This window comes from Micromonospora zingiberis (assembly GCF_004331455.1).
GTDB classification, from domain to species: Bacteria; Actinomycetota; Actinomycetes; order Mycobacteriales; family Micromonosporaceae; genus Micromonospora; species Micromonospora zingiberis.
Window position 1 is genome coordinate 146,171 of the sequence record NZ_SJJR01000008.1, and the last position, 18,089, is coordinate 164,259.

Here is an 18,089-nt window from a genome sequence, read left to right on the forward strand (position 1 = left end):
GTGCGGCCGGTGACCGCAGCGGCGAACAGGGAAGGAGGCGAGGCAGATGGGCAACGGATCCGTGGCGCTCCAACGACCAGGGGCTTCGACCATGAGATCGGGGCCAGGGGAGCCGTTTGGCGTACCAGCGTACGGCGACGGCCCGGCCTGGCGGCGCGACAGCCTCTCCGAGGACGGCATCGGGTGGATCGGCGCGCACGGCGGTGCCGGCGCGAGCACGCTGACCCGGCTGCTGGGCGGCACCGACATCGGCTGCCGCTGGCCGGACCCGGCCCTCGCCGAACCCGCCCAGGTCATGGTGGTCGGACGGACGAACTCCGACGGGCTGCGGGCGGTGTCCCGGGCGCTGCACGCCATGAAGGACGGCCGGCACCCGGCCGGGATGCGGCTGGTCGGCGTGGTGCTGATCGCCGACGCTCCCGGCGGGCTGCCGGCGCCGCTGCTCGGCCGGATCCGCCTGCTGCGGTCGATCGCCCCCGTGCACCGGGTGCCCTGGATCCCGTCGTACCGGGTGGGCGAGGAGCCGAAGCGCCTGCCCCGGCAACTGACCCGACTCGTCACGGTGGTGGGCCCCCGTGCCGAAGCGCGGAGGCAACCATGACCAGGGCTGTCCGCAACGCGGCGACCGTCGTGGTCGGCGTCGTGCTGGGGCTGCTCAGCCTGGGCATGCTGGCGCCCTCGGGTGCGACGGCGGCGGAGGACACCTACACCGTGAAGATCCACGGCGGTGGCGCCGTCTACAACTACACCCTCTGTCTGAAGACCACCACCACCATGGCGAGGAATGCCGCCAACAACGGTGACCGGGAGTGCACGGGGAAGCGGAACTCGACAGACGGGTCCTACGACATGTCCGCTGCGTACAAGCCGGGCGACAGCGTGAAGATGGACGTCGAGATGCACACGGGTCTCGTTGGCGAATCGGTGACCAAGGACAACATCGAGATCACCGGGGCGACCAGCTGCACGATCTCGGGGTTGGTGCACGCCGGGAAGTTCGAGTGTGACGTCCCGGTCAACAGTGTCCATTTCTCGCCGCCCGCGATCGAGGCGTACACGATCAACACCAACCAGCACGGATCGATCCGGAAGCTGCTCGACTTCATGGCGTGGCTGGTGAGCGCCGCGGCCGTGACCGGACTGCTCATCACCGGCGCGACGCTGGCGTCTCAGCTGCGTCGTGGTGCGCTCGAAGAGCGGACCGAGTACACCAAGCACCTCTCGTTCGTCCTCGCGGCGTGCCTGCTCGCCACCACCGCCGGTCCCATCGTCAGTTGGCTCGACCTCACCAAATAACCACCGCGCCGAACGGCGGATGCCGCTGCGGCCAACCAGAGAACCACCTGATTCCTAAGGAGACGCAGTGTCCCTCACCGACGTGTACTACAGCAGCATGGTTCGGGTCACCAACCTGCTCGCGGCACCTGACCCGGCGGGCGGGGGCACCGTGCCGCAGCCCTCCATCAACGGCTCACTGCCGAGCGGTCTGTCCACGAAGGTGCAGCAGGTGCTGGGCCTGGTCGCCTGGGCGGGGACGGCGGCCGGTGTGGTCGGCGTCCTGATCACCGGCGCGGTGATGGCCATCTCGCACAAGCGCGGTGAGAGCTCGGAGCACATGAGCCGCCTCGGCATGGTGCTGGGCGGCTGCATCCTGGTCGCCATGGCCGGACCGATCGTCAGCTGGCTGTTCACCACCCCGCAGTCCGGATCTAACTGAACCGCGTCGACCGAGGATCCCGGTCGTCCGCCGGACAGGGAAGGTGCCATGAGACTGAGATTCGGATCCGCCGACGAGGTGGACGAGGAGCGGCCGTTCTGGCAGCACCGCCGATGGCAGATGTCGGCCGCCTTTCTGGCCCTCGTCCTCTGCACCGGCACGGTCGCGGCGCTCAGTGGCGGCCGGGACGCCAACTCCAGCGTGACGGCCGCCGGCCCGGTGATCGGCGGCCTTGGTCCGGACGGTTCCCGGCCGCAGGACTGCCGCACCGACGATTCCGTGCAGCAGCTTCCGAGCGAGGCACCGAAGGACATCGTCTGGCGGCCGTTGAACGGTGCGAACACGCCGGTGTCGGCTACGGCGGGGCCGCTGAAGACCACCGGTTCGCTGCGGTGGTGCTTCGCGCACACTCCGATGGGGGCGGTCATGGCCGTGCACACCATCTCCCGTCAGATGAGTGGCCCGGACTGGCGTACGGTCAGCGACCAGCAGCTCGTGCCCGGCATGGGGCGGGAGTACTTCGACGCGATGCGCGCGTCGATGCCCGACACCGGGCCGATGCAGACGGTCAACTCGCTGGCCGGCTTCCTCGTGCTGAAGTACTCGCCGGGCACCGCCACCGTCCGGGTGCTGGTCCGGCAGGCGAACGTGCTCTACGCCTCGGTCGACTACACAGTCGACTGGAACGGGGTGGACTGGCAGCTGCGCCCGCTGAACTCCGGTGGGTTGCACACCCGGGCCAACCCGGTCGTCTCGCTCGTCGGCTTCGTGCTGTGGGACGAGGTGTGACGTGTCGGAATGCGCTACTGGTGACGCCGTCTACATCGGCACCATCGGACAGGTGGTCGGCTTCTTCGAGCGGGGTATCGACGGCATCCTGAGCGACATCGCCGCCGCCATCCTGGGTGCGGCGGTCGAACTCTTCGCCAACCTCGGCAACATCCCCACTCTCGGTAGCCCGGGGATCAACGACAGCATCCGATCCCAGACGAACTGGCTGGTCGTCACGATCGCGGTCGCGTCGCTGCTGGCGGCGGCGTTCCGGATGGCGCTGGAGCGCAAGGGCCAGCCCCTGGTCGTGACGCTGATGGGCCTGGTCCGCCTGGTGATCACGGTGAGCGCCGCCTGGTGGGTCGCCGACTGGCTCGCCAAGGAGGCGGACTCCTACTCCCAGCATCTGTACGACCAGGGCATCAAGGCGCAGCTGAAGCTGATCGCCAACTGTGGCACCGACGGGCTCACCGCCTTCCTGCTGATCATCGTCGGCCTGTTGCTGCTGATCGCCGGCTGCATCCACGTCATCCTGATGTACATCCGGCTCGGCGTGATGGTGCTGCTCACCGGCACGCTGCCGCTGGCCGCCGCGGCCTCGATGACCGAGATGGGCGGGAACTGGTGGCGCAAGCACCTCGCCTGGATGGTCGCCTGGCTGGCCTTCAAACCTGTGGTCGGGCTGATCATGTATTCGGGCGCGGTCATGATCGGCGCCACCAGCGAATTGAGCGACGGTGACCAGGCCCGGCACTACAAGCTTGCCGGTGTCGCCATCCTGCTGATGGCCGCCGTCGCCCTGCCCGCACTGATGCGGCTGGTCGTGCCGGCGATGACCAGCCTCGGCTCGGGTGGTGGCGTGGGTGCGGGCGTCGGCGCCGGTGCCGCCGTGGCGAGTGGGGCCAAGAAGATCGCTGGCGCTGCCAGCGGCGCGGCTGCTTCCGCTGGCCGATCCCGAGGAGCGAGCGGAGGTAGTTCGTCGGCGGGTACGGCATCAGGTGGCGGCCGGCCATCCGGAGGGTCGGGCGGCGGGTCATCCGGTGGTTCGGGTGGTGGTTCGGGCGGCAGGCCAACCGGTGGTGGGTCCGGTGGTGGATCCAGCGACGGGTCCGGCGGCGGCGGATCGAGAACCGGTCGGGCGGCCCGGGGCGCGGTCGGCATCGCGGCCGCGACGGTCGGTGCCGCCGCCACGGCGGTGCAGGTCGCGGCCAGCACCCACAAGCACGCCAGCAAGATCGCCAGCGGAGCACTGCCAGATCGTGACCGTGACTAGCTGAGGCCGGGACGAGGAGAACAACCATCGTGAGTACGACCGCGGAATCCATCAAGACACCGACGTACGGCAACTGGCGTCGCCCCCGTAAGGCCGGGCTCGGCTCCCTGGGCCTGGTCGGGACCATCGGCCTGTTCGGTGGGCTCGTGCTGGTGCTGATCTCCTCGATGGTCTCGCTGAACGCGGCCCTGGTGGTGGGGTTCCCGTTCGTGGTGCTGCTGGGACCGCTGGCGATCCGTACCGCCGACGGCCGCAACGTCTACGACATGGCGGCCGTCCGGATCGGTTGGCTGCGCCGCAAGTCCAAGGGGCAGCACCTGTACGCGTCCGGCCCGCTGTCGGCGCGCCCGGGCGGCCGGTTCCGTCCACCCGGTCTGCTGAGCCGGGTGACCATGTTGGAGGGGCGTGACCCGTACGACCGCCCCTTCGGCGTGCTCTACCACCGCAACCGCAACCAGTACACGATCGTGCTCAGCTGTGAGCCGGACGGCGGTTCGCTCGTTGACGCAGACCAGGTCGACACGTGGGTGGCGCTCTGGGGTGAGTGGCTGTCCCGGCTGTCGCACGAACCCGGACTGCGGGGTGCCGCCGTGGTCATCGAGACCGCGCCGGACCCGGGCACCCGCCTGGCAACCGAGGTGCTCGGACGTATCTCCCCGGACGCGCCACCCGCCGCCCGCGCCGTGATGGAGGAGGTGGTGCGGACCTACCCGGACGCGTCGTCGGAGATGAACACCTTCCTCACCCTCACCTACTCGGCACCCGGCGGCGCCCGGCGCGACCACGACACCATGCTCGCCGACCTGGCGCTGCGGCTACCGGGCGTGCTGGGTGGGCTGGTCGCGGCCGGCGGTGGGTCGGCGGAGCCGCTGTCGGCCGAGCGGATCGCCGAGGTCGTCCGGGTCGCGTACGATCCGGCCGTCGCCGCGGAGGTGCTCGACGTACGCGCCCAGCACGGCGGCACCGGACTGGAGTGGGCCGACGCCGGACCGGCCGCCACCGTCGAGACGGTCACCCACTACCAGCACGACTCCGGGGTCTCCCGCAGTTGGCTGCTCACCCTGGCACCGCGCGGCACCGTCCGCTCCGGCGTGCTGCGCAGCCTGCTCGATCCGGCACTGGGCATCCGCCGCAAACGGGTGGCCCTGGTCTACCGCCCGATCGACCCGGCGACCTCCGCCAAGATCGTCGAGTCGGACCGCCGGTCCGCCCAGTTCATGGCCAACTCGACCCGCGGCCTGGTCCGCGCCCGCGCGGCCTCCGAGATCGAGGCCGCCGAGCAGACCGCGGCGGAGGAGGCTTCCGGCGCGGGCCTGGTGGAGTTCTCGATGCTGGTGACGCTGACCGTCGACTCGGCCGACGACGTACGCGACGCCGACGTGACGATGCGCAACCTGCTCGGGGCCACCCGTATCGCGATGCGTCCGGCCGACCGGATGCAGGCCGCCGCGTTCTCCTGCGCACTTCCCGTCGGCATCCTGCCTTGGGAGCAGACGCTGGTGCCGCACGAGCTGAAGGAGGCGCTGTGACGCCCACCCCCGGCAGCGTCGGTGCCCGGCTGTTCGACCTCGGTGCGGGCTGGCCACGGCGTGCCTCCGGACCGACCACGGCGATGTCCGACCTGGTGGTCCCGCCCGCCGAGGCACAGGACCGGGAACTCGACGAGACGGGCAGGCAGACCCCACGCGCGCTGCGCCGCGAACGCAAGCGCCGGGCGCAGGAGGCGGCGGCCGAGCAGCGGTACCTGAAGCGGCTCGCCCGGGCCAACGCGGACGACAACGTGCCGCACCGTGGCTCGTACGCCCTCGGTGGTGGCCGGGTCGCCGCGTTGGATCCGCCCACCATGTGGCGGGCCACCACCGTGCAGGCGTGCGGTCTCTGGCCCTTCGCCTCCGGCTCCGGTGCCCCGATGACCGGGATCCCGCTCGGGCAGCACATCCACACCGGCGCCACGGTCTGCGGTGATCCGCTGAACTGGTTCACCCGGGCCCGGTACATCTCCAACCCGTCGCTGTTCATGCTCGGCATGCCCGGCCTGGGCAAGTCGACGCTGATCAACCGGATGCTGATCGGGCTGAGCGCCCAGGGCGTCGTACCGTTGGTGCTCGGTGACCTCAAGCCCGACTACGCCGACACGGTCCGCGCCCTCGGCGGGCAGGTCATCTCCATCGCCCGTGGGGTCGGTGGGCTGAACATCCTCGACCCGGGCGCCATGGGCGCCGCCGCGGCGAAGATCGGTGGCCAGGCGGGACAGGCCCTGGCCGCCGAAACCCACGGCCGGGTCCTCAACATGGTCGCGGCGCTGCTCACCATCGTCCGGGGCGTACCGATCAGCGACCACGAACAGTCGGTGCTCTCGGCCTGCCTGCGGCACCTGCGCGAACGTACCCCACAGGGGCAGACGTTCCGGCTGCCGCAACTGCTCAGCGTGCTGGAGGAGGGGCCGCCCCGGGTCCGTCAGGTGACCCTCGACCGGGGTCAGGAGTCCCGTTACCGCGACGCCGTCGACCCGCTGCACCGGTCGCTGCTCGGCATCCTCGACGGCCCGCTCGGTGACACCTTCGCCTCGGAGACCTCCACCCGGATCGACCCGGACGCCACCGCCGTCTGCATCGACATCTCCCGCATCGGCGAGGCCGACGGGCAGTTGACCGCCGCCGCGATGCTCGCCGCCTGGTCCGACGGCCTGGGCACGGTGGCCGCCTCGCACGCGCTGGCCGATGCCGGGCTGGCACCCCGTCGGTGGTTCTTCACCGTCCTCGACGAGTTGTGGCGTCCGCTGCGCGCCGCTTCCGGCATCGTCGACCGGATCGACGCGCTCACCCGGCTCAACCGGTCGCTCGGCCTCGCCGACGCGAAGATCACCCACACCCTGAAGGACGCCGAGGCGCTCGGCAACGAGGCCGACAAGGCCAAGGCGCGGGGTTTCGTCGAACGCGCCGGCATGGTGGCCTGCGCCGGACTGCCCAAGGCGGAGATGGAGGATCTGGGGCGGGTGGTGGGACTGTCCAGGCGGGAGATCGAACTGGTCTCGTCGTGGTCCTCACCGCCGGGCTGGGCCCAGGACGGCGGCCACGAGGAACCGCCCGGCCGGGGCCGCTTCCTGATCAAGGTCGGTGGTCGTCCCGGCATCCCGATCCGGGTCGCGATCACCGACACCGAACGGCACCTGCACGACACGAACACCCGCTGGATCGCCAACGGCGAGGCCGAACGGCTCCTGGCCGAACGCGCCGCCGCCGTGCGCGCCGTGACCGGCGGTGACCTGCCCGTGGCCGCTGCCCCCACCACCGACCAGGACGACTGGCCGAACGACGAGCCGGGGTACCGATGAGCCGCCAGGGTGGGATGGGTGGGGAGTTCCTGCCGTGGCTGATTCCCGGCTTCGCCGCGCTCAACGTCGTGATCTTCGTGCCGCTGTGGCTCGGTGGCACCCTCGCCGCCCTGCTCAGCGGGTACGGCTGGCAGCCCCCACCGTTCACCCTGGACGCGTACATCAGCCTGGTCAGCGGGAACACCGGCAAGATCTGGCCGGGAATGCCGTCGTACCTGGTGTACGGCGGGGCGGTCGCGCTGGTCCTGCTCGGCATCTCCCCGGCGGCGCTGCTCGTCCGCCGGGTCGTCCGCCGCCTGCGGGAACCCCGCAGCCTGGCCCGCCCCAGCGAGCTGAGCGCCATGATGGGCAAGGGAATCGAGGCCCGCGCCCGTGACCTGCGTCCCGCGCTCAAGGACGTCGCCCAGCTAAGTCCCGACGACACCGGCAACCTGCTCGGTGACCTGATGCCCGCCGGGCCGGAACTGCGCTCCTCCTACGAGGACGTGGAACTCGACCTGATGGCACCACGGGCGGGCAAGTCCACCGGCATCGCCATCCCGCGCGTGCTGCGGGCACCGGGACCGGTCCTGCTGACCTCGAACAAGTCCGACGTGTTCACCGTCACCCGGCAGGAACGGATGAAGGTCGGCCGGGTCTGGACCTTCGATCCGCAGGGCATCGCGTACACCGAGCGCGAGATGTGGTGGGACATGCTCAGCGGCTGCGACACCATCGAGGGCGCGCGGCGGTTGGCCGGTCACTTCGTCAGCTCGGTGAACGACGACTCGTCCAAGAAGGACTTCTGGATCGCGGCGGCCCAGAACACGCTCACCGCGCTCTTCCTCGCCGCCTCCCGCAGTGGTTCCTCGGTCAACGAACTGCTGGCCTGGCTCGCCGACCCGGCCGACCGTACCCCGGTCGACCTGCTGCGCGACGTCGGTATGACGGCCATGGCCGACCAGTTGCAGGGCACCGTACGCGGCGCCGTCGAAACCCGCGACGGCATCTACGAGACCGCCCGGCAGTGTGTCGCCTGTCTGCTCGACCCGGAGATCCTCGCCTGGGTCAGCCCCGACCCGGATCTCCCCGAGTTCATCCCGGATCAGCACGTGCTCGGGCGGGACACCCTCTACCTGCTCTCCAAGGACGGCGGCGGCTCCGCGGCCGGGGTGATCGCCGGGTTGGCCGACGCCATCATCCGCGCCGGTGTGGTCGCCGCCGAGCGGATGGGCGGACGGCTGGACCCGCCGATGACCGCGATCCTGGACGAGGCGGCGAACGTCTGCCGCATCTCCGATCTGCCCGACCTCTACAGCCACCTGGGCTCCCGCGGCATCAGCGTGGTGACCCTGCTACAGAGCTACCGGCAGGGCGTACGGGTCTGGGGTGAGCCGGGCATGGACGCGCTGTGGAGCGCCGCCACCATCAAGCTGCTCGGTGCCGGGCTGGACGACGCCGACTTCGTCGACAAGGTCGCCAGGCTGGTCGGCCAGCACGACGTGCGTACCCCCACCTACTCCCGGTCCAAGGACGGTTCGTCCCGCTCGGTGTCGTACCGTCAGGAGCAGGTGTTGCCGGCGGACAAGATCCGGGCCCTGCCCAAGGGCACCGCCCTGTTGCTGGCCACCGGTGTCCGGCCCGCGTTGATCCGGCTGCGTCCCTGGTACAAGGAGGCCAACGCCGCGGCGATCTCCGCGGCGGCCAAGGCCGAGGTGCAGGCCATCACCGACCGTGCGGCGGCGAGCTGGAGCCGCCGCGAGTCCCGCCGGGTCGGCTGACCGCCATGGTGGTACGCAAGGCCCAGGCGGCCCAGCAGGCCAGCAGGTCGATCTTCAAACCCGACGCGACGCAGCTGCTCTGGCTGGTCGTCTCGCTGGTGGGGACGTTCCCGCTGGTGGTGCTGGCGCTGCTGGCCCTGATCCTCCTGCTCGTCATCTTCGCCATGGCCGGCGGGTCGCAGATGGCCTCGAACTCGGCCGAACCGGACGCCACCGGTGACCAGGCCACCCACGCGACCGCCCTGATCGAGTTGTCCGGCGGAGACGGCCGTTGGGAGTTCGACGCGACGAGCGTGCCGGATCAGGATCTGGTCGCCCCGATCAAGGACGCCGCCAAGAAGTGCAAGCTGCTCACCCCGGTGATCCTCGCGGCGCAGATCGACTACGCGTCCGGGTTCGACGCCGACAAGGAGGGTCCGCAGGGCCGCAAGGGGCTCTCCCAGCTGACCGACGAGGTGTTCGACGAGTTCGGTGAGGACGACGACGACAGCGGCGAAGCCTCCGTGCTCGACGCCGAGGACTCGATCCACGCCCACGCCCGGTACTTCTGCGACCTGGCCGACAAGACCGAGCAACTGCTGAAGGACAAGAAGGTGGTCGGTGACCACCTCAGCCTGACCCTGATGGCCTGGGACATCGGTCTGGAAACGGTCGAGGCCCACGGCGGCATGCCCGTCCTGGCCCTGGGCACCTACCCGTTCCAGGTCCGCGCCTACTTCCAGAAGTACACCGCCGACGAGGAGGACGCCGACTCCGACGACTCGCAACCCACGCCGGCGGACACCGCCACCGCCCTTCCCGTCCAGGACGACCCGGACGACGATGCGGACGGGGACGGGACGGAACTGCTCAGCGGGTCGGAGTTCGCCGCCATGTTCCCCAACCGGAACTCCTTCTACAGCTACGCCGGGCTGACCGACGCGATGGCGAAGTTTCCCGCCTTCGCCGGCACCGGCAACGAGCAGACCCGCAAGCGGGAACTGGCCGCCTTCCTGGCCAACATCAACCACGAGTCGGGGGGCCTGGTGCACGTGGAGGAGATCAACCAGGCCGCGTGGGGCAACTACTGCGACACCGGCCAGCCGTACGGCTGCCCCGCCGGGCAGACCGCGTACCACGGACGGGGGCCGATCCAGCTCAGCTGGAACACCAACTACAAAGCCGCCGGTGACGCGCTCGGCCTGGACCTGCTCAACGAGCCGGACCTGGTCAAGAACGACGCCTCGGTGGCCTGGCAGACCGCGTTGTGGTTCTGGATGACCCAGTCCGGTGCGGGCACGATGACCGCACATTCCGCGATCACCGGTGGCGGTGGGTTCGGCGAGACCATCCGGACCATCAACGGCGCACTGGAGTGCGGCGGCCGGAACACCGCTCAGGTGCAGGCCCGGGTCGACGCGTACAAGCGGTTCGCCACCACCCTGGGCGTCGATCCCGGCGCCGAGAGCACCCTGCGGTGTTAGGACGAAGTGGAGTGACGCGATGACGCAGCTGATCCCGGCCGCCGAGCCGGCCGTGGAACCGCCGGGCCCGCCGGTCGACGAACCAGCGGAGGCCGAGCAGGGGCAGCCCTTCTTCATCCTCTACCTGGACGGCCCGGAGTACGACGAGGAACTCCGCCGACTCTCCGTCTGGGTGGAAGACCTGCTGTTGCCGGTGTACGGCGGGGAGGTCAGCTCCTCGTCACCGTGGTGTCCACGCTGGTGGGAACACCCCGAGGCGATCGCCTACCTGCACGGGCTCTGGCTGGCCTGGCAGGAACGGACCGGCCGGCAGGCAACTGCCTCCGACCCGGCGAACTGGCATCAGAGCTACCTCTGGCCGACCATGGACGCCCTGCGTTCGCCGAACGGTCCGTTCGCGGGATGCAAACCCGGGTTGCACCGGCCGAAGGACCGACCGCAGGTCGAGGACATCGAGGACATCGAGGAGATCGAGGAAATGGACTCCGTCGACTGGTGACCGACGGGAGCCCGGCCGTGGCCACGCCCATCCTGTCGGTATTTCGACACGAGTGCTGAACACGCCGCCGTTGAGATGCGTCGTGGGTGGCATGACGAGTGGAGATCGCGACCGGGCCGGCAGAGCACCCCTCTCGCCGGGCGGTCCCGGTGACCGGCCTGAGCACCCTCGACGGTCGGCCCGCACGACGCAACCTGGTTGGCTCGCCGACACCGGCCGCTTCCGGCGGATCGGCTCGGCCCTGAGCTGGGTGGGGGAGCGGGTCGTGGTGGTCGGCCCCGACCCGGACGGGACGGTCGCCGCGATGGCCGCGGAGCTGCCCACCGAACCGGACGTCGTCACCGTGATCGGACCGGTCCACACCGCCGACGACCGGTCGGTCGTCGAGACGGTGCTACCGATCGCGGTACCGCCCGGCAGCCGGGCACGGGTCGTGGTGCCCGGCGCGGGCGGAGCCTTCGCCGACCGGCTCGCCCGCGAACTGACCGCCGTCCTGGACGCCCCGCGCGGGCAGGTGCTGCTGGTGCCCGGCGGGTCGCTGTTCGCGGTGGAGGGTTGGCTGCGGCACAGCCCGGACGGTACGGCCACCCCGCTCGGCCGGCGCAGCCCGGCACCGCCCTGGGAGTCCGACGTCGACGAGTTCTGCGTCTCGACCGCCGCTGCGGCCGGTGACCTCGTCGTACTGCCCATCCCGGCCGGGATGTGGCTGTTCCGGCGACCGAGCGAGCTGCCCGCACCGGAGCTGGACGACGTGGTCTACGGCATACCCGCCGATGCCACCCGGCCGCTTCTCGTGCTCGGCCGGCCCGGACAGCCGGACCCGACCGGGGACGAACTCGCCGCACTGCTGCGCGGCCTTGCCCCCCGGCTGCGGCGGCACCTGGTCCTGGCCCCGTACGGCTCGGCCACCGCGACCGCCACCGTCGCCGGGCAACTGGCCCGCACCGAGTCCCGCCCGGTCACGATCCACACCGGACTGCCCGTGCTGGCGCTCCACAGCCGGCCGAGCAGCCTGGCGGTGGACGAGCCGGCCGGCGGCTGGGAACCGCTCGCCACCGCACTTCGCGTTGCGCCCGACGGCACCGCGCGGCCCAGCGGACCGGTACCCGGACTCGACGGGTACCCGTCCCTGGGAGACCACCTGTTCCGACTGAACGAGCAGTGGGTCGCGGAGGTGACCCAGTCCGGCCTGTGGGTGCGCCCGGCCGGGCAGGAGACCCGCGCCGAGGTCGTCCGGGCACACCCCTGGGACTACGGCAAAGTACGCATCTTCGTCGGCGTTCCGGGCCGGACGCCCACCTCCCAGGTCCTGCCCCTGCTCGGGGCGCTGCTGGCGCGGCTGCCCGAGCAGACCCGGCGCCGGGTGGAACTGGCACCGGCCGGGTTCGCCGACGCCGCCGGGATCGATCTGTCGGCCGCCCTCGCCGAAGGCGCGACCGGCGTACCGGCGGCCATTCGACGGGCGCTGGTGCTGCGCGAACCGTCACCCGACGCCGACGTGCCGGCTCCGGCCGAAACCGCGCTGCCCGCGCCGGCAAAGCCACCGGCCGAGCCGGAGCCGCGTCCGTCCGGTCGGCGGCGTCCGTCCGGACCGCGGGTCGCCGCGTTGCGGCCGGCCGCCGGCCCACCGCCCGTGCCGGTGGTGCTGTCGACGGTCACCGAGGTCGAGCCGACGGCCGGACAACTGGCGACGCCACCGAACTCGGCGCCCATCCCGGCGAACTCGGCGGTGCCGGCCACGCACCGGCTCGCCTCCGCCGGTATCCCGGCACCGCCGGCCGACCGTGCGGTGCCCACCGAACCGCTCACCGTGCTGCCGGACGAGTTCGTCGCACGGAACGAGCCGGTCGCCGTGTCGTCGGACGAGCTGGTGGTGCCGGTCGCCGTACCGTCGCGCGACCCGGCGCCGCTGGCGGCGGAAAACGACCGGCAGGGTGAGATGACCGTGCTGTTGCCGGTGGTGCCGCCGGGCGGTGGGCGCTGGTCGCGGTCTCGGCGACGGGCGGTTCCGGTGCTGGCCGCCGTCTCGGCCCTGGCGATCGCGACGGCCACCGGATACGCCCTGAGACCCACCTCGGACCGGTCTGATCTCCCGCCGCAGAACAGCCAGGATGCCCTGCCGCCACCTGCGGGGCCGCTGTCGCCGGCACCGCCAATGGACACCGTGGAGTCGGGCCCGACCGACACCGCCACGCCGACGGCTGTCCCGTCCACCGCGAATCCGTCGACCACGGGTCCGGCCATCGCCGTCCCGTCCGCTCCCGCTACCCGCACCACCACCGGGCCGGCCTCGTCGAGGCCCAGCCCGGCGGCCGGCACCGGTCGACCGCCCACCCCCACCCAGAGCCGAGCGACACCGCGACCGGCGACGTCGTCCGCCCCGGTCGGACGGGTCAACAGCTCGGGGCGGAACCTGGCGAGCACCGGCACCGCCACCGCGTCCAGCGTCGAAGCAACAGATCGGCTCGGCGCGCACCGCGCCATCGACGGCGATCCGGAGACCCGCTGGGCCAGCGCCTTCGCCCCGGACCCGCAGTGGCTGGCCGTCGACCTCGGCGAGACCTGGCAGGTGAGCCAGGTCAGGCTGCGGTGGGAGCGGGCGTACGCGACGGCCTACCGCGTCGAGGTCTCCACCGACGGCCGGAGTTGGCAGACCGTGTACCGGACCAGCAGTGGTGCCGGGGGCGTCGTCGACATCTCGTTCGCCCGCACCCCGGCCCGGCATGTCCGGATGGTCGGCACGGCCCGGGACATGCCGGGGTACGGGTACTCGGTCTACGAGTTCGAGGTGCGGTGACCCCAACGGGCTCGCTGATCTACGCCATCCCGGGCCACCTCTGGGCCGTCCTGGGCCCTTCGCCTCAGGCGTCCCGGCTCCTCCGGTGGCTAGCGTCCGATGCACCGTAGATCACCGAGCCCGCAGGAAGCGAGCAGCCGTGGACACCGACGTGCATCCGACCCGAAGCGCCGGGATCGACACCGACGGCGTACGCCGGATGCGGGGCATTTTCACCGCCAACGCCCAGCCGCTCTACCACTTCCTGCTCCGGCTGACCCGGGGGCAGCGTGAACTGGCCGAAGACCTGCTCCAGGAGACCATGCTGCGGGCCTGGCGTCGGCTGGAGGAGTTGCCGGTCGACGCGGACACCGTACGCCGGTGGTTGTTCATCGTGGCCCGGCACCTGGCGATCGACGCCGCTCGGGCCCGCGCCGCCCGGCCGACGGAGATCTACGGGGTGGACGTGGCGTGGATGCCGTCGCCGGACAACGCGTTCGAGGAGATCGTGGACCGGTACGCGCTGACCGACGCGCTCAGCCAGCTCACTGCCGAGCACCGGGCCGTGCTGGTCGAGCTCTACTACGGCGGCGCCTCGGTCGCCGAGGCGGCCAGCCGGATCGGGATTCCGGAGGGGACGGTCCGGTCCCGGTCGTTCTACGCCCTGCGGGCCGCCCGGGGATTCCTCGACAAGGTCGACGAACTGGTGTCATGACCTCTGGGTGGCCGCCGCGGCCCGCCCGCTCCGCAGCTCCCAGCTGGCGGCGGCCACCGCCACCGGCGACAGCCAGCCCAGACCAGCGGCGACCGCGCAGACGGCGCCGTGCAGGTCGGCGGCGTCGAACTGGCCGTACACCAGGCAGCCGCGTACGGGGGCGCGCAGCAGCGCGGTTATCGCCCGGCGCTCGGTGGCCGCGGTCAGCATGAGCACCCGTGACTCTCGGGCCAGGGCGCGGACCAGTTCTCCGTCGCCCGGTGCGGCGAGGTGATCGTCCAGCAGGGTCACGGCGGGTCGCAGCCGGCGTGCCAGGTCCACCGCCCGGTCGCCGTCACCGGTCAGCGCGACGACCCGGATCCGGTCGTCGGCGTGGAGCACGGCGCGCAGGGCGGCCCGTTCGACCGGCCGGGGGTGGACGATCAACACGGTGACCAGCTCGACCTCGCCGTCGGTCGGCACCAAGTTGTGGCGGTTCGGCGGCCCGCTGGCGTCGCTGATGGCTACTCCCATCCGGCGGTGATGGCGGGCGGGGAGGGCCCGTCGTCACTACAACGACCGCGCGGGGCCCGGCGTTCAGCCGCAGACGTGTCAGATGGGAAACCTCAGCCGGGTTCCTGCCGGCCGGTCCACCGCACCACCGCCTCGGTGCGGTTACGCGCCTGGAGTTTGGTGAAGATGTTCGCCAGGTGGTTCTTCACGGTCTTCTCGGTCAGCAGCAGCCGGCGGGCGATCTTCGCGTTCGAATGCCCGGCACACAGCAACGCCATCACCTCCTGCTCGCGCCGGGTCAGGCCGAACCCCTCGCGGGTGGCCCGGGCATTTTCCGCCCGATGCGCGTCCTGCTGTTCGCGGGCGGCCTGTTCGCGTAGGGCGGAGATGGTGACCGACGCGCTGCGCGGCGAGAGCCAACCCTGTCCGGCGGCCACGGCCCGCACCGCGCGCAGCAGCTCCGCCGGATCGAACTCACCGTGGACCAGGTAGCCGCGCGCACCGCCCCGCAGCATCCCGGCGATCAGCTCGTCGGCGTCGTCGCTGGTCAGCACGAGCACCCGGGAGTGCTCGGTGAGTTCGCCGACCACGCTGAGCCCGTCGGCGATCGGCATCCGGTGGTCGAGCAGGGTCACGTCCGGGCGGAGCCGCTGCGCCGTGGCCAACGCGGTGCGCCCGTCCGGCGCCTCACCGACCACGGTGACGTCCTCGGCGCCGGCGAGGAAGCCGCGAAGCGCCATCCGGACGATCGGATTGTCGTCGACGATCAGCACTTCGATCACGCTGTCACCCACCCGGGGTGGCCGCGATCGCGCCGGTCGGGAGGGGCACCCGGGCGGTCACCGTGGTGCCCGCGCCGGGGTGCGAGTCCAGGCGCAACATGCCGCCGACGGCCTGGGCGCGTTCGGTCATTCCGATGATGCCGAAGCTACCCGTGGTGGACAGCGCGGTCAGCTCGCCGGGAAGGCTGAAACCGGCACCGTCGTCCGTGATCGTGATCACTGCGTGTCCCTCCCGTTCGTACAGTCCGACCTGGACCAGGGTCGCGTCCGCGTGTCGGAGCACGTTCTCCAGCGCCTCGTCGGTGATCCGCGCCAGTTCGTAGCGGACCGCCGGCGCCGGCTCGACGGCGGCCAGGTTGAGACGCACCGGTACGCCGGTCCGTTCCGACCAGGTCTGGCACGCCTGTCGCAGGTAGTCGGGGAACGGCCGGTCCAACGCGTCGCGGCGGAGTCCGGAGAGCAGTTCGCGGGCCTCCCTGATGGCGGTGTCCGCGCCGGCCGACACGGTGCTGGCGAGTTCCTCGGCCAGCTGCGGATGGCGACGTAGCAGGGTGGGCAGCGCGACGGCGGCGAAGGAGACCCCGCGCAGCGTCTTGGCGACCGAGTCGTGCAGCTCGCGGGCCAGCCGGGCCCGCTCGGAGGCCGCCGCGGAGTGGTGGGCGCTGGCCACCGCCGCGACGGTGGCGTCGAGGTAGCGGGCCAGGGCGCCGGTCACCACGGCGGCGCCGTACCCGCAGACGACGTCGATCATCGGGAAGGCGAGGAGGAACGGGGCGGCGACGGAGTCGGCCGTGCCGTCGATGCGCAACAGTTGGGTCGCCACGGCCAGCCCGAGCCCGGCGTTGGCGATCCAGAGTGGTAGCGCGCGGGTGCCCAGCAGGGCGCCGGTGAGGGCCGCGAAGCCGGCGGCGTAGCAGAAGAAGGCGACGTTACCCTGGCTCACCATCAGTACCGCGAGCATCAGGGCGGCGTCGACGGCCAGGAAGCCCAACCGCCAGCGGATCACGGTCGGCCACCGGCTCAGCACGGTGACCTGAACGGCGGTGGCGACGGCGATGACGACCAGGGTGCCGACCGCACGCCAGGTGTCGTCGACGAGCTGGATGCCGACGCCGACGGCGGCCACCGTGAGCGCCAGCCTGCCGAGCAGGAGGGCTCGGCACAGCGCGACGTAGGCGACGAAACGGTTCATCCGGTCGCGGTCAGCTTATTGTGATCTTGTCAATGTCCGGGCTGGGGCCGGTGTCGTTGTAAAAGGTGAAGCTGACGCGCCCGGCCGGCACCGTGGTGGTGTACCGGAAGGTGCGCGGGGTGTCCCAGGCGGTGCCGGTGAGGAAATGGTTGGTCGGCGCGGCGCCGTTGATGGAGATCTTGAGTTCACGGCTGCCGTCGACCGTGTAGGCGACGGTGACGGTACGCGGACCAGCGGTCGGATTGGTCAGGTACACGCTGAGCGTGCCGAGATAGCGCACCCGGGCGCCACCCGCGCAGGCGGAGCAGGCCACGATGCCGGCACCTTCGCCGAGCACGTTGCCGGGGTCCTCGGCCTCCACACTGACCGGGCGCAGCGACGGTGGTGCGGTGGACCGGCTGCTGGTGGCCGACGGCGAGGCCGCCGAGGTGGTCGGCGGCGGGGCCGGTGCCGCCGTCCTGGTCGACGGGCTGGGCGTCGGACCGGCGGCCGGTGCGGTGCGCTCAGGGCTCGGCGTCGGGCTCGGAGACTCGCCCGGGGCCGATGCTGCCGGCTCCGTCGGTGCGCTCGTCGCGACGGGGGTGGCCACCGTCTCCGGGGAGCTGACCGGCGGTGACTCGGTGGAGGCCAGCAACGGCGGGACCGCGATCGCGGCCAGGGCGATAGCGCCGGTCAACGTGCCGATACCCACCCATTGCCGGGTGCGGCTCGAACGGTCCGGCCGGGGTGCACTACCGAGGATGCGCGGGATCGGATCGGCGTCCGGGGACCCTGCTTCGTTGGGCACCGTTCGATTCCCCCACGGAATGAGCCATGAACCCTGAGCGTGACGCGCCCACCGTACACACCGGGTATGTGCACAGACAACGCTGGCCGGCCTGATCCAGGACGGAAGCGGCGTTGCGGCTGTCCGGATGTCGCCCGATGTGGTCATCCGGCGACCGACGCCGGGCAGTCGGACGCCGGCAGGTGACCGTGATCCGTGCAGGTGCCGCCCCTACCGGAGGGTGCGGCGGGCATCCTGATCGGTGCCCGGCTCGGGCAGTTCGCCGCCGCAACCGGGCACAACGCGCGCCGCGCGGAAATCGATGCGCATATTCGTCTCCGTCGCCGTTTGATCGCGTACCGGATGCGGGAGGCTGCGGTCGGTATCGATCGGGCGGGTCCCATCAGTGATCAGGAACACGTGACGTGTTTGTCTGCCGACCGTTAATCCAACGGCGTTTCGTCTGTGGCGCAGGCTAATCTGCGCTGCGGGTTCGTGCCCATTTGGTCATGCCCGCCTTTGCCGGCTGGGGCCGCCAGTAAGCCCTCT

At 71.5% G+C, this 18,089-nt stretch carries 17 protein-coding genes; 12 read left to right on the forward strand and 5 right to left on the reverse strand.

Annotated elements, in window-relative coordinates; genetic code table 11:
* Positions 1-91 precede the first annotated feature (91 nt).
* The 12 genes from E0H26_RS14335 (at position 92) to E0H26_RS14390 (ending at position 14,308) form a co-directional block, all read left to right on the forward strand.
* Positions 92-601, forward strand: a complete 510-nt coding sequence (locus tag E0H26_RS14335) for a DUF6668 family protein (RefSeq protein WP_240742167.1) — start codon at positions 92-94, stop codon at positions 599-601.
* Entirely contained in the window at positions 598-1,296 is a 699-nt protein-coding gene (locus E0H26_RS14340) for a hypothetical protein (RefSeq protein WP_131304106.1), read from the forward strand. Before E0H26_RS14335 ends, E0H26_RS14340 begins: the two co-directional genes overlap by 4 nt.
* Before the next feature lie 67 nt (positions 1,297-1,363).
* Entirely contained in the window at positions 1,364-1,717 is a 354-nt protein-coding gene (locus E0H26_RS14345) for a hypothetical protein (protein WP_206025114.1), read from the forward strand.
* Between the two features lie 48 nt (positions 1,718-1,765).
* A complete protein-coding gene (locus E0H26_RS14350) occupies positions 1,766-2,506 on the forward strand; it encodes a DUF8175 domain-containg protein (RefSeq protein ID WP_131304107.1) in 741 nt (246 codons plus the stop codon).
* Position 2,507: 1 nt separating this feature from the next.
* Entirely contained in the window at positions 2,508-3,761 is a 1,254-nt protein-coding gene (locus E0H26_RS14355) for a hypothetical protein (protein WP_131304108.1), read from the forward strand.
* Positions 3,762-3,790: 29 nt separating this feature from the next.
* Positions 3,791-5,290 (forward strand): SCO6880 family protein, encoded by a 1,500-nt coding sequence (locus tag E0H26_RS14360; protein WP_131304109.1) that lies wholly within the window; start codon positions 3,791-3,793, stop codon positions 5,288-5,290.
* The gene (locus E0H26_RS14365) at positions 5,287-7,095 is read left to right on the forward strand and encodes an ATP/GTP-binding protein (protein ID WP_240742168.1); all 1,809 of its coding nucleotides are present in this window, start codon (positions 5,287-5,289) and stop codon (positions 7,093-7,095) included. Before E0H26_RS14360 ends, E0H26_RS14365 begins: the two co-directional genes overlap by 4 nt.
* Positions 7,092-8,855, forward strand: coding sequence for a type IV secretory system conjugative DNA transfer family protein (locus tag E0H26_RS14370; RefSeq protein ID WP_131304110.1), 1,764 nt, complete (start codon positions 7,092-7,094; stop codon positions 8,853-8,855). Before E0H26_RS14365 ends, E0H26_RS14370 begins: the two co-directional genes overlap by 4 nt.
* A gap of 5 nt (positions 8,856-8,860) precedes the next feature.
* Positions 8,861-10,318 carry a glycoside hydrolase family 19 protein gene (locus tag E0H26_RS29575; protein WP_206025116.1) on the forward strand — a complete coding sequence of 486 codons (1,458 nt, stop codon included), beginning with the start codon at positions 8,861-8,863 and terminating at the stop codon, positions 10,316-10,318.
* Between the two features lie 19 nt (positions 10,319-10,337).
* Entirely contained in the window at positions 10,338-10,817 is a 480-nt protein-coding gene (locus E0H26_RS14380; RefSeq protein WP_131304111.1) for a DUF4913 domain-containing protein, read from the forward strand.
* A gap of 91 nt (positions 10,818-10,908) precedes the next feature.
* Positions 10,909-13,614 carry a discoidin domain-containing protein gene (locus tag E0H26_RS14385; RefSeq protein WP_131304112.1) on the forward strand — a complete coding sequence of 902 codons (2,706 nt, stop codon included), beginning with the start codon at positions 10,909-10,911 and terminating at the stop codon, positions 13,612-13,614.
* Between the two features lie 139 nt (positions 13,615-13,753).
* Complete coding sequence (locus E0H26_RS14390) at positions 13,754-14,308, forward strand: sigma-70 family RNA polymerase sigma factor (protein WP_240742169.1); 555 nt, start codon at positions 13,754-13,756, stop codon at positions 14,306-14,308.
* Here the strand turns inward: E0H26_RS14390 and E0H26_RS14395 are convergent.
* From E0H26_RS14395 to E0H26_RS14415, 5 genes are all read right to left on the reverse strand, one after another.
* Positions 14,303-14,821, reverse strand: coding sequence for a response regulator (locus E0H26_RS14395; RefSeq protein WP_131304113.1), 519 nt, complete (start codon positions 14,819-14,821; stop codon positions 14,303-14,305). The genes E0H26_RS14390 and E0H26_RS14395 overlap by 6 nt on opposite strands.
* A 92-nt stretch (positions 14,822-14,913) precedes the next feature.
* Positions 14,914-15,582 (reverse strand): response regulator, encoded by a 669-nt coding sequence (locus E0H26_RS14400; RefSeq protein ID WP_206025118.1) that lies wholly within the window; start codon positions 15,580-15,582, stop codon positions 14,914-14,916.
* A gap of 4 nt (positions 15,583-15,586) precedes the next feature.
* Positions 15,587-16,774, reverse strand: a complete 1,188-nt coding sequence (locus E0H26_RS14405; protein WP_131304114.1) for a sensor histidine kinase — start codon at positions 16,772-16,774, stop codon at positions 15,587-15,589.
* 10 nt (positions 16,775-16,784) lie between these two features.
* A complete protein-coding gene (locus E0H26_RS14410) occupies positions 16,785-17,561 on the reverse strand; it encodes a carbohydrate-binding protein (RefSeq protein WP_131304115.1) in 777 nt (258 codons plus the stop codon).
* A gap of 210 nt (positions 17,562-17,771) precedes the next feature.
* A complete protein-coding gene (locus E0H26_RS14415) occupies positions 17,772-17,960 on the reverse strand; it encodes a hypothetical protein (RefSeq protein ID WP_131304116.1) in 189 nt (62 codons plus the stop codon).
* Positions 17,961-18,089 lie beyond the last annotated feature (129 nt).

Excerpts from the sequence above, each read along its gene's own strand:
- E0H26_RS14335 (WP_240742167.1), top strand. The coding sequence starts at position 92 with ATGAGATCGGGGCCAGGGGAGCCGTTTGGCGTACCAGCGTACGGCGAC.
- E0H26_RS14340 (WP_131304106.1), top strand. The coding sequence starts at position 598 with ATGACCAGGGCTGTCCGCAACGCGGCGACCGTCGTGGTCGGCGTCGTG.
- E0H26_RS14350 (WP_131304107.1), top strand. The coding sequence starts at position 1,766 with ATGAGACTGAGATTCGGATCCGCCGACGAGGTGGACGAGGAGCGGCCG.
- E0H26_RS14370 (WP_131304110.1), top strand. The coding sequence starts at position 7,092 with ATGAGCCGCCAGGGTGGGATGGGTGGGGAGTTCCTGCCGTGGCTGATT.
- E0H26_RS29575 (WP_206025116.1), top strand. The coding sequence starts at position 8,861 with ATGGTGGTACGCAAGGCCCAGGCGGCCCAGCAGGCCAGCAGGTCGATC.
- E0H26_RS14380 (WP_131304111.1), top strand. The coding sequence starts at position 10,338 with ATGACGCAGCTGATCCCGGCCGCCGAGCCGGCCGTGGAACCGCCGGGC.
- E0H26_RS14385 (WP_131304112.1), top strand. The coding sequence starts at position 10,909 with ATGACGAGTGGAGATCGCGACCGGGCCGGCAGAGCACCCCTCTCGCCG.
- E0H26_RS14395 (WP_131304113.1), bottom strand. The coding sequence starts at position 14,821 with ATGGGAGTAGCCATCAGCGACGCCAGCGGGCCGCCGAACCGCCACAAC.
- E0H26_RS14405 (WP_131304114.1), bottom strand. The coding sequence starts at position 16,774 with ATGAACCGTTTCGTCGCCTACGTCGCGCTGTGCCGAGCCCTCCTGCTC.